This is a genomic window from Actinosynnema sp. NPDC059797 (assembly GCF_042732085.1).
Classification (GTDB): domain Bacteria; phylum Actinomycetota; class Actinomycetes; order Mycobacteriales; family Pseudonocardiaceae; genus Actinosynnema.
Genome location: NZ_JBHWIE010000289.1, coordinates 1 through 9095, shown reverse-complemented (window position 1 = coordinate 9095; position 9095 = coordinate 1). Strand labels below are relative to the sequence as shown.

The window sequence follows — 9095 nt, the reverse complement described above, 5'->3', positions numbered from 1 at the left end:
GGTCCTGAGAACCGGTGCCCCCGCCCGCGTCCCACACCGACCTCCCGTCGGGCCCGGCCCGGCTCACCCACGATTTCCGGACCGGCGTCCACCAGGCGAGGGGCTGGTCACCGTGACGACGTCGGTGCGCTGAGGAGCTCCACTCCACGCAGGAGGGCCGTGTGGTCCAATCGGGCGTCACCGCGGGCGACGGCGTCCGCCACCAGTTCCGCGGCGGTTTCACCCAGCGGCGCCGCCGCGCCCAGCGCACGGGCGGCGTCGACCGCGATCCGCAAGTCCTTGTGGTGCAGGGCCAGGGTGAAGCTGGGGGTGAAGTCGCGGTCGCGGAAGTTGGCGCGCTTGCGGGTGAGGACGGCGGAGGAGGCCAGCCCGCCCTCCAGGACGTCCAGGGCGGTGTCCAGGTCGACGCCAGCGCGTTCCAGGAAGACGACGGCCTCCGCGCACGCCTGGGTGATGGAGGCCAGCATCAGCTGGTTGGCTGCCTTCACGAGCTGGCCGCGCCCGTGTGGTCCGCAGTGGACAACCCGGCTGCCGAGCACCCGCAGCAGCCGTTCGGCGGCCCGGAAGTCGGCGTGGGAACCACCCACCATGATCGACAACGTGCCTGCGACCGCACCCGCTTCCCCGCCCGCGACCGGGGCGTCGAGGGTCCGGACACCCGTGGTGAGCGCGGTCTCCGCCAAGGAGACCGAGGCGGCGGGCGCGATGGTGGACATGTCGATCAGCAGGGTGCCGGGCGACGCGTGGTCGAGCACTCCGCCCTGGCCGGTGACGACGGCCTCGACCTGCGGCGAGTCTGGCAGCACGGTGATGACGACGTCGGCACCCGCCACCGCGTCGGCCACCGCCGGGGCTTCCCGTCCGCCCGCGGCGAGCAGCGCGCCGGCGCGACCGGGGGTGCGGTTCCACCCGCGCACGTCGTACCCGGCGGAGGCGAGGTTGGCGGCCATGGGACGGCCCATGGTGCCCAGGCCCAGGAAGGCGACGGTCTGCACAGGCGGCTCCAGGGGACGGGTCCGCGCCGCGGACCGGAAGCGGGGGGCGGTCCCGGCGGGGGCCGCCCGCCGGGACTGGGTGCCGGAAGCTGTCGGGCACTAGAAGCTGAGGTCGAGCGCCTTGACCCGGTCCCTGGGGCGGGACGGGTCGCTGTCGGAGAACACGAAGCACCGGGTGTTCTTCAGCACGGCGTCCTCCACCTTCGCGGTGGAGAAGATCACCACCGGCACCCGCTCCCCGGCGCGGTTGAGGAAGTCCGCGCGGAAGTCGATGATCGGCGCGTCCTCGCCCCACCGGCCCAGGAAGTCCTCCACCACGTCCTGGTCGGCGTAGATGCGGCGGATGTGGTGGCCGACGTAGGAGTCGGGTTGCTCGGTCGCGCCCACGATCGCGATGTCCTTCCAGTTGGCGTGGGCGACGGTGCCGTCCTGCTCGATGAGGTGGATGGCCACCGGGCAGTGGTCGTAGTAGGCCCTGAGGAACGGCACGGCCTCCTCGCCGACCTCCCGGTACGAGGGGTCCGGCTGGTCGACCCGGGCGATCCACTCCTGCGCCGTGGACTCGCCCGCCGCCGGTCGCGGCGCGGGCGTCGGGTGGGTGGTGACCGGTCGCAGCGCCCAGAACCCGTAGCGCACGCCGTCGACCTCGCCGAAGCCGATGTTGGCGTGCCCGCGGGGAAACCCGGTGGCGGTGAACGAGGCGGGCAGGTTCTCCACCGGGTCGCCCTCGGCGAACAGCCGGGCGTAGTCGTCGACCCCGACCGCGGCGGCCAGCGGAGCGCCCGTCGCGGCCTGGTCCCCGAGCAGTTCTCGGGCGGCCTTGTTGGCCAGCACGACCGCGCCGTCGGCGTCGGTCACGGCCATGCCCGGCGAAGCGTTGTTGAACAGGTCCACGAGCTGGTCGGGACGCGGGTAGTCCACCATGGTGCACCTCTCTGCGGTCACAGAACCTTGCGGCTGTAGTTGAAGACCTGCCCCGTGGGGCCGTTGGACGGGAACTCGGCGATGGTGACGATCCAGTCGGCGACCGTGCGGGCCGGTTTGAGCCAGTCGGTGCCGAAGCCCTGGTTGATGGCGCGCAGGACGCTGTCGCTCGCGGCCGCGTCGAGCCCACCCATGGTCATCGCGGTGGCGACCGGCCCCGGCCGCACCTCGTTGGCGATCACGCCGTCGTCGGCGAAACCGGTCGAGCAGGCGCGCATCAGCGACGTCATGGCCGCCTTGCTCGCCGCGTACGCCCAGCGCTCCGGCTGGTAGCCGTTGGCCAGGCTGGCGCCGACGAAGGTCAGCGAGCCGCCGCCCGCGAGCTTGAGCAGCGGTGCGGTCGCCTGTACCAGGGTGAGCGCGGTGCGCACGTTGGTCTCGTACGCCGCGGCGGCCACCGCCCAGTCCAGCTTCACCAGGTCCACCGGGTCGGGTGAGGCCCCGGCGTTGAGCACGACCGCGCGCACCCCCTCGCCGGTGACGCCGGAGGAGGTCAACGCCTCGCGCACGGCTTCCGGGTCGCGCGCGTCCGCCTGGTGGTCGCGGTAGCGCGGATCAGCCGCCAGGTCCGGGTTCCCGCGCCTGGACAGGCCTACGACGGTGTACCCCCGGTCGAGGAAAGCGGCGGCCACGGCGGCTCCGATGCCCGACGAGGTGCCGGACACCACGGCGACGGGCGCGGCCATCAGCCGGCCCGGAACACGGCCGCGTCGATCGCGTTGAGCGAGCGCATCGAGTCGACGGTGATGACGCCCGGGTCGAGCCGCTGACCGTGCAGGCGCTCGATCTCGATGACCATCTGCACGAACTGGAGGCTGGTGACCACACCGGACTTGATCAGGTCGGTGTCGCCGTCGATGTCCAGGGGCTCGTCGTGCAAGCCCTCCAACCAGTTCCGCAACGCGCTGAGCTTGGAGTTCACCGTGGTGTCCACTGTGCTGCTTCCTCCTTCGGTACGAACCGGACGGAGAAGTCCGTGGGGTGGGAGAAGGATTGGCTGGTCACGCCGGCGCCGTCGCGGGTCACGACGACCTCGGCGCAGCGCCGCACGAGCCGCGCGACCAGCAGCGCGAACTCGGCCTTGGCCAGGTGGGCGCCGGGGCACGCGTGCGCCCCGGCCGCGAACGGCATGGCCTGGCGGTTGTCGCGGCCGAACTCGAACCGGTCCGGGTTGTCGAACACCCGCGGGTCGCGGTTCGCCCCGGCGACCGAGACCAGCACCGCGGCGTGCCGCGGCACCTCGACCCCGTCGAGCACCAGGTCGTCGCCGGCGAACCGGACGATGGTCCGCACCGGCGGGTAGAGCCGGAGCACCTCGTCCACGAAGCCCGCGGCCGCCGCCGGGTCGGCCAGCTCGGACAGGTCGAACACCAGCCTGCCCAAGCAGTACACCAGCGAGGTGATCAGGGCGCTGCTGGTCTCGGTGCCCGCCAGGAAGAACAGCACCGCGGTGGCGCGCACCTCGCCGTCGGTCAGCGAGATGCCCTTGCGGTCGCGGGTGCGCTCGACCACCTCCAGCAGTGACCCACCGCCCTCTGCGCCGGTGCGCCGCTGCCGCTCGACCAGCTCCAGCAGCTCGGCCACGGAGGCGTGGGTCAGCGGGGTCTCCTCGGTGGGGTAGTCCAGCAGCCGCGCCAGCGGCCGGGTCAACCGGTGGAACCGGTCCTCCAGCGCCGGGTCCACCCCGAGGATGCTGCTCACGATGCCGTACGGGACCTTGTGGCCGAACCTGCCGTGGAAGTCGTCGGTCTCCACGCCGACGAGGTCGTCCACCAAGGACTCGACCAGGTCGGGGATCAGCTCGGTCCGGTACTCCGCGATCCGGGCCGCGGACAGGATCGGTGCGAGCAGCGACCGGAACGCGCGGTGGCGCGGCCCGTCGGCGTCGAGCACGTTGGGGCCCAGCGCGCGGGCGCTGGCCTTGAGCGGGTGCTCCGCCACGATCGCGGGGTGGATCAACGCCGCCCGGACGGTCCGGTTGCCGGTCACCGCGTACACGCCGTCGCCGACCCGGTGCACGTCCGCGCCACCGGGCAGCAGCCGGTACCAGTCCGGCCGGGTGAGCAGGTCCAGGCCCTGCGCGAGGGCGGTCAGGCCGGACATGCCCGACCCCCCGCGCCCAGCGCGCCGATCCCGGCGAGCAGCGCCATGGCCGACCGCCACTCCGCCACCGTCAGCCCCATCGGGCCCGGTTCGCGGTAGCGGGCGGTCAGCACACCTTCCTGCCCACCCGGCCCGGCGATGCGGCACCGGTACACCGCGTCACCGGGCTCCGCGGGCGGCTCGGCCGGGCCGAGCACCACGTCCCCGTAACGCACGGTCACGCGTTCGGTGATGTTGCGCCGGATCAACTCGTGGAGCGAGCGCAAGCGCTCGACGGTTCCGATTTCGCCGGAATAGCGTTCGATGAGGGCGTTGGCCGCCTCGACCACCCGTTCCACCCGGCGCTTCCCCTGGATCGAGTCCAGGGCTATCGAGAATTGTTCCTCTACTCGGTCCTGTGTGCCCACGACGCCATTCCTCACTCGCGCTGGGAAGCCATACCGGCGGTGCGGTCGAAGTACTCGGACGAATTCCGGGAACCGGAATTCAGGACGTGTAGCCGAAGCGGGCGAAGAGTGCCCGCTTGTCGATCTTGGTGTTCTCCAGCAGCGGCAGCTCCGGGACGAAGTGGACCCGGGCGGGCGCCATGTACGCGGGCAGCTCCCGGCGCAGCCGGTCCCGCAGCTGCGCCTCGTCCATCCCCGCCGGGGGCTCGGCGAACAGCACGATCCGCGGTCCGGCCACCGCCACGGCCACCGACCGCCTGCTGCCCAGCTCACGCGCGGCGGCTTCGATCTCGGCCGGTTCGACCCGGTGCCCGGCCACCTTGAGCTGGGCGTCCGCGCGTCCGGCGAAGTGCAGCACGCCGTTCGCGTCGAGCCAACCGCGGTCACCGGTGAAGTACACCGGCACGGCACGCCCGCCGACGAGCACCCGGCCGAACGCCGCCGCGGTCAGGTCGGGCGCGGCCAGGTAGCCGTGGGCCAGGGCCGCCCCGCCGATCGCCACCTCGCCGACCTCGCCGGGCGGCACCGGGACGCCGTCGCGGACGACGTGGACCTCGGTGCCCGGCACCGGCGTCCCGGCGGGCACTCCGGTGGCCGATTCGGTGTCCGCCCTGGTGATCCGGTGGGCGGTGGCGAACACGCAGGTCTCCACCGGTCCGTAGCCGTTGTAGAGGGCCACGCCGGGGTGCGCGTCGAGCAGCGCGCGGCAGTGCCGCGGCGGCGGCCGGTCCCCGCCGAGCAGGAGGGCCCGGAGCCCGCCCAGGCAGTCCAGGTCGCCGGCTGCCACCACGTCGAACAGGGCCGGGGTCAGGAACAGGTGGGTCGCGCCCTGGTCGCCCACGTAACCGCGGATGGCATGCGGCAGCAGCAGGTCGTCCTCGTGCACGAGGACCGTCCCGCCGAGCAGCAGCATCCCCCACAGCTCCAGGGTGAAGGCGTCCCACGCGACCGCAGCCGCGTTGACCATGACCGGGTGCGGTCCGAAGTCCAGGAACGGCTCCGGGGTGAACAGCCTGGTCGTGGCGCGGTGCGGGGACAGCACGGCCTTCGGCTCGCCGGTGCTGCCCGAGGTCCAGAACAGGGTGGCGACCGCGTCCCCGGAGATCTCCGGCAGCGCGGCCCCCGGCGCCGGCGCCGCCAGGTCGGCGAACGCGGTGCACGGGACCCCCGCCGCGGCCAGCGCGCCCGACCCGACCGGGTCGGCGAGCACGACCGGCGGGCGCATCCGCTCCAGCAGCACGGCGGTGCGCGACGCCGGCCAGCGGGTGTCGAGCACCGCGTACGCCGCGCCCGCGAGGAGCACGCCGAGCAGCACACCGGGCAGGTCCACGCCCCGGCGCGCCACCACCGGCACCGTGTCGCCCGGGCGCACGCCCCGGCGGACGAGGTGGCGTGCCACCCGGTTGGCCTGCGCGGCGAGCTGTGCGTACGTCCGTCGCCCGGCGGGGCCGAGCACCGCCTCCCGGTCCGGGAAGCGGGCCGCCACCCGCGCGAACGCGTCAGGGATCGTCGGGGCCGAAGAGCTGACCGCGATCGTGGATGAGCGCGCCGCGGTCACGCGCGTGAGCATGTCCCCCATGGTCGTTCCCCAGTCAGTGGCTCGGTCAGTCGAACTTCATCGAGGAGGGCAGGATCGACCCGGGCGCCAGGTCCAGCCGCGGGGGCGCGGAGAACTCCAGCAGCACCGCGCCCTCGGGACCGACGTAGGTGGCCGTGTGCCGCTGCCGGGACGGGATGTAGGCGACGTCGCCCGCGTTCAGCTCGTACTCCGTGCCCTCTACGACGAAGCGGATCGAGCCCTCGGTCACCACGACCCACTGCTCGTTCTCGTGCCAGTGCGGCGGCAGCCCCAGGTCGCCGGACTGGTCGGCGACCACCCGCAGGCAGGACATCTCCTGCCCGAAGGCGAACCGCCTGGACAGGGCGATCCCCTCCGCCTTCAGCTCGTCGTGGTCCGCCCAGTTGATTTTCATCCGGTTTTCTCCCCTTTTTCCGCTCGGCCCGACGGCCGGGAATAGCGGTGCGATGGAGGCGATGACCACCCGGGCGACAAGTGTCGGCTTCCGAGGTCCTCCGCCGCTCAACGGTACGAGCACGGCGCGGCGGTTTTCAACGCGTTCCCAGATTCTGAGCGGGTGAAAGCGGGGGTCACCCCAATGGCGGGACAGCCCTCCGAAAAAATCACCCCGGCGGGCACCGGTTGGTGCCCGCCGGGGTGAAAAGAATAAAAAGGGCCGGCCGATGCCCTCGGAGCGGGCATCGGCTGCGCGTGGCCGCGGACGCGGCGCGGTGCGGCTACTGGGTGTTACTGGTCGCGGTCGTCTCCAGGGGTCGGTCCGGGTCGGTCGCGCCGAGCCCTCGGTCGGGCAGGCGAAGCGCGGTCACCAGGGGAACGAGGAACAGCGCGCACAGGACGTAGAACACCGCCGGCAGGCCGCTGCGGTCGGCCAACCAGCCGAACGCCGGGGAGCACAGCCCACCCGCCGCCATCGCCAGGCCCAGGGTCAGGCCGCTGGCGGTGCCGGGCCGGGTGGGCAGGTAGTCCTGAGCGAGCGTGACCTGCGCGGCGAACGGCAGGAACATGCTCGTGCCGAACACGGTGGCGCAGACCACCAGGGCCGGGAACGACGGCACGAACGCGATGCCGAGCAGCGCCACGAAGGCCACCGAGTACCCCAGGCGCACCGATGTCATCCGGCCGTGCCGGTCGCCGATCCAGCCGCCCAGCAGGGTGCCCACGGCGCCCGCCGCGGTGTAGCAGGTGAGCACGATCGCGCCCCCCGTGGGGGACTGGCCGAGGTCGCGCTGGGCGTGCAGGGACACCATCGCGGTGACGGTGACGAACGGCACGGACCAGCCGATGACGACCGCGATGAGCCTGCCGAAGGAGCGCCAGTCGTCGACCAGGCCTGCCGCGCCGGCGCCGCGGGTGACCAGCGGTGGCGCGGGGACGTGGCCGCGGCGCCGCATCCACGGTCCTTTGAGGACCCACAAGACGAGCATCACCGCGGCCGGCACGGCCAGCAACCAGCCGCCGTCGAAGCCCGCCGACCCGACGACGAGGGTGACCAGCGGTGGCGCGAGGGCCCCACCCACGGTCCCGCCGACGGAGAACACGCTCATCGCCCGCTGCGACGAGCCGCCCGCCGCCCGCGCGGCGCTGGTCGCGGGCGGGTGGTAGGCGGCGATGCCGACACCCGCCAGGGCGATGCAGATCCAGGTGAGGGGGTAGGAATCGACCAGCAGGGCGGTGACCACGCCCAGGGCCGCGGTGGTGAAGCCGAGCGGCACCAGCCAGGTGCGCGGGCTGCGGTCGGACAGCACTCCGAACACCGGCTGGAGCAGGCTCGACACCCCGCTGGAGGCGAAGGCCAGCCCGGACACGGCGACGTAGCTGTAGTGGCGCTCGGCCATTAGGAACGGCAGCAGCGCCGGGATCGCGCCCTGGTACAGGTCGTTCACCAGGTGGGTGCCGGCCAGGAAGCCGAGTTGACCTTTTTTCATCGAAGGAGGTGCCCCAATCGGCGCAGGGATCAGGTTGTCAGGTCCTCAGAGGTGTTACTCTAGCGACACGTCCCTGGCGTGCACAGTCCCCCTCCTCGCGGGACTCCTTTCATCTCCACCAGGGGAAACTGTCCGCCGGACGTCACTTGAGTTCCTCCGGCCGATCGAGGAGTCATCCATGACGATCACCCACGGTGTTCGCGCGTCCGATGGACTGGCCGCGCTGGACGGTCCGCCGACCCTGCTGGCCGAGGCCTTGGACCGAGTGTGGACGCACTGGGCCGCGACCCTCGGCGCGACGCCGTTCACCGGTCCCCCGCTGCTGCCGGTCGCCGACCTCGCCGCGCTCGACGTGTACCGGAACTTCCCGCACCTGGCCCTGGTCGCAGGAGCCCTCGACGTCACCGCCGGGTCGGCGCGGGAGTTGGAACGGCAGGCCGAGGCGGGCGCGTTCGACCCGGTGTCGTTGCGGTCCGCGGTCCTGGCCCTGCCTTCCAGCGCCTGTTACGCGGTCTACCTCGACCACCGGGGACGCGCCGTGCCCGAGGGCGGCGAGCTGGTCACCGTGCTGGGCCAGTGTTACCGCGAGGAGGACCACTTCGACGGCCTCCGCCGCCTGCGCGCGTTCCGGATGCGCGAGGTCGTGGCGCTGGGCACGCCCGAACAGGTCGACGCCCACCTCGCCAGGTCCTCGGAGTTCGTCGAGCGGCTCGCCGACGCCTTGCGGTTGCCGCTGGAACGCCACGGCGCCACGGACCCGTTCTTCGACCCGGCGGGCGAGCGGACCACCTTCCAGAAGATCGTGCCGGTGAAGCACGAGTACACCTACCGCGGCACCGCCGTCGCCTCGGTCAACACCCACTTCACGTTCTTCGGCGAACGGTGCGAGGTGCCGCTGGCCGACGGCGGACCGGCGGCCACCGGTTGCGTCGGCTTCGGCGTGGAGCGCTGGCTGCACGCCCTGGCGGACCACTTCGGCGGTTCCTGGGAGGCCGCGACCCGTGCGGTCGAAGGGATCCAGGTCACCGCGGGTTGAGCCGTGCGGTCGCGGCGCGCCCGGTGG

9 protein-coding genes and 1 pseudogene are annotated in these 9095 nt (G+C 72.8%); 1 reads left to right on the top strand and 9 read right to left on the bottom strand.

The window, feature by feature from the left end; all coding sequences use genetic code 11:
- Window positions 1–107 precede the first annotated feature (107 nt).
- The 9 genes and pseudogenes from ACFV4N_RS34700 to ACFV4N_RS34660 form a co-directional block, all read right to left on the bottom strand.
- Window positions 108–1013, bottom strand: a pseudogene (locus ACFV4N_RS34700) (2-hydroxy-3-oxopropionate reductase); the annotation flags it as partial.
- 81 nt (window positions 1014–1094) lie between these two features.
- Window positions 1095–1940: a PAS domain-containing protein gene (locus ACFV4N_RS34695; protein ID WP_499676892.1), complete on the bottom strand. Its 846-nt coding sequence runs from the start codon at window positions 1938–1940 to the stop codon at window positions 1095–1097.
- Window positions 1937–2665: an SDR family NAD(P)-dependent oxidoreductase gene (locus tag ACFV4N_RS34690; RefSeq protein ID WP_499676891.1), complete on the bottom strand. Its 729-nt coding sequence runs from the start codon at window positions 2663–2665 to the stop codon at window positions 1937–1939. The genes ACFV4N_RS34695 and ACFV4N_RS34690 overlap by 4 nt, the downstream gene beginning before the upstream one ends.
- Window positions 2665–2913, bottom strand: coding sequence for a phosphopantetheine-binding protein (locus ACFV4N_RS34685; RefSeq protein ID WP_499676890.1), 249 nt, complete (start codon window positions 2911–2913; stop codon window positions 2665–2667). The genes ACFV4N_RS34690 and ACFV4N_RS34685 overlap by 1 nt, the downstream gene beginning before the upstream one ends.
- Window positions 2898–4082 (bottom strand): cytochrome P450, encoded by a 1185-nt coding sequence (locus ACFV4N_RS34680; RefSeq protein WP_499676889.1) that lies wholly within the window; start codon window positions 4080–4082, stop codon window positions 2898–2900. Before ACFV4N_RS34680 ends, ACFV4N_RS34685 begins: the two co-directional genes overlap by 16 nt.
- The gene (locus ACFV4N_RS34675) at window positions 4070–4420 is read right to left on the bottom strand and encodes a hypothetical protein (protein WP_499676888.1); all 351 of its coding nucleotides are present in this window, start codon (window positions 4418–4420) and stop codon (window positions 4070–4072) included. Before ACFV4N_RS34675 ends, ACFV4N_RS34680 begins: the two co-directional genes overlap by 13 nt.
- Window positions 4421–4568: 148 nt before the next feature.
- Complete coding sequence (locus tag ACFV4N_RS34670) at window positions 4569–6098, bottom strand: AMP-binding protein (RefSeq protein ID WP_499676887.1); 1530 nt, start codon at window positions 6096–6098, stop codon at window positions 4569–4571.
- Window positions 6099–6132: 34 nt separating this feature from the next.
- Window positions 6133–6501 carry a cupin domain-containing protein gene (locus ACFV4N_RS34665; protein ID WP_499676886.1) on the bottom strand — a complete coding sequence of 123 codons (369 nt, stop codon included), beginning with the start codon at window positions 6499–6501 and terminating at the stop codon, window positions 6133–6135.
- A gap of 322 nt (window positions 6502–6823) precedes the next feature.
- Window positions 6824–8032 carry an MFS transporter gene (locus ACFV4N_RS34660; protein ID WP_499676885.1) on the bottom strand — a complete coding sequence of 403 codons (1209 nt, stop codon included), beginning with the start codon at window positions 8030–8032 and terminating at the stop codon, window positions 6824–6826.
- 178 nt (window positions 8033–8210) lie between these two features.
- On the opposite strand from ACFV4N_RS34660, the gene ACFV4N_RS34655 reads away from it, so the two are divergent.
- Window positions 8211–9068 carry a class-II aminoacyl-tRNA synthetase family protein gene (locus ACFV4N_RS34655; RefSeq protein ID WP_499676884.1) on the top strand — a complete coding sequence of 286 codons (858 nt, stop codon included), beginning with the start codon at window positions 8211–8213 and terminating at the stop codon, window positions 9066–9068.
- Window positions 9069–9095: the final 27 nt, after the last annotated feature.

Coding starts and splice junctions, on each gene's coding strand:
- ACFV4N_RS34680 (WP_499676889.1), bottom strand. CDS start 4,082: ATGTCCGGCCTGACCGCCCTCGCGCAGGGCCTGGACCTGCTCACCCGG.
- ACFV4N_RS34655 (WP_499676884.1), top strand. CDS start 8,211: ATGACGATCACCCACGGTGTTCGCGCGTCCGATGGACTGGCCGCGCTG.
- ACFV4N_RS34660 (WP_499676885.1), bottom strand. CDS start 8,032: ATGAAAAAAGGTCAACTCGGCTTCCTGGCCGGCACCCACCTGGTGAAC.
- ACFV4N_RS34665 (WP_499676886.1), bottom strand. CDS start 6,501: ATGAAAATCAACTGGGCGGACCACGACGAGCTGAAGGCGGAGGGGATC.
- ACFV4N_RS34670 (WP_499676887.1), bottom strand. CDS start 6,098: ATGCTCACGCGCGTGACCGCGGCGCGCTCATCCACGATCGCGGTCAGC.
- ACFV4N_RS34690 (WP_499676891.1), bottom strand. CDS start 2,665: ATGGCCGCGCCCGTCGCCGTGGTGTCCGGCACCTCGTCGGGCATCGGA.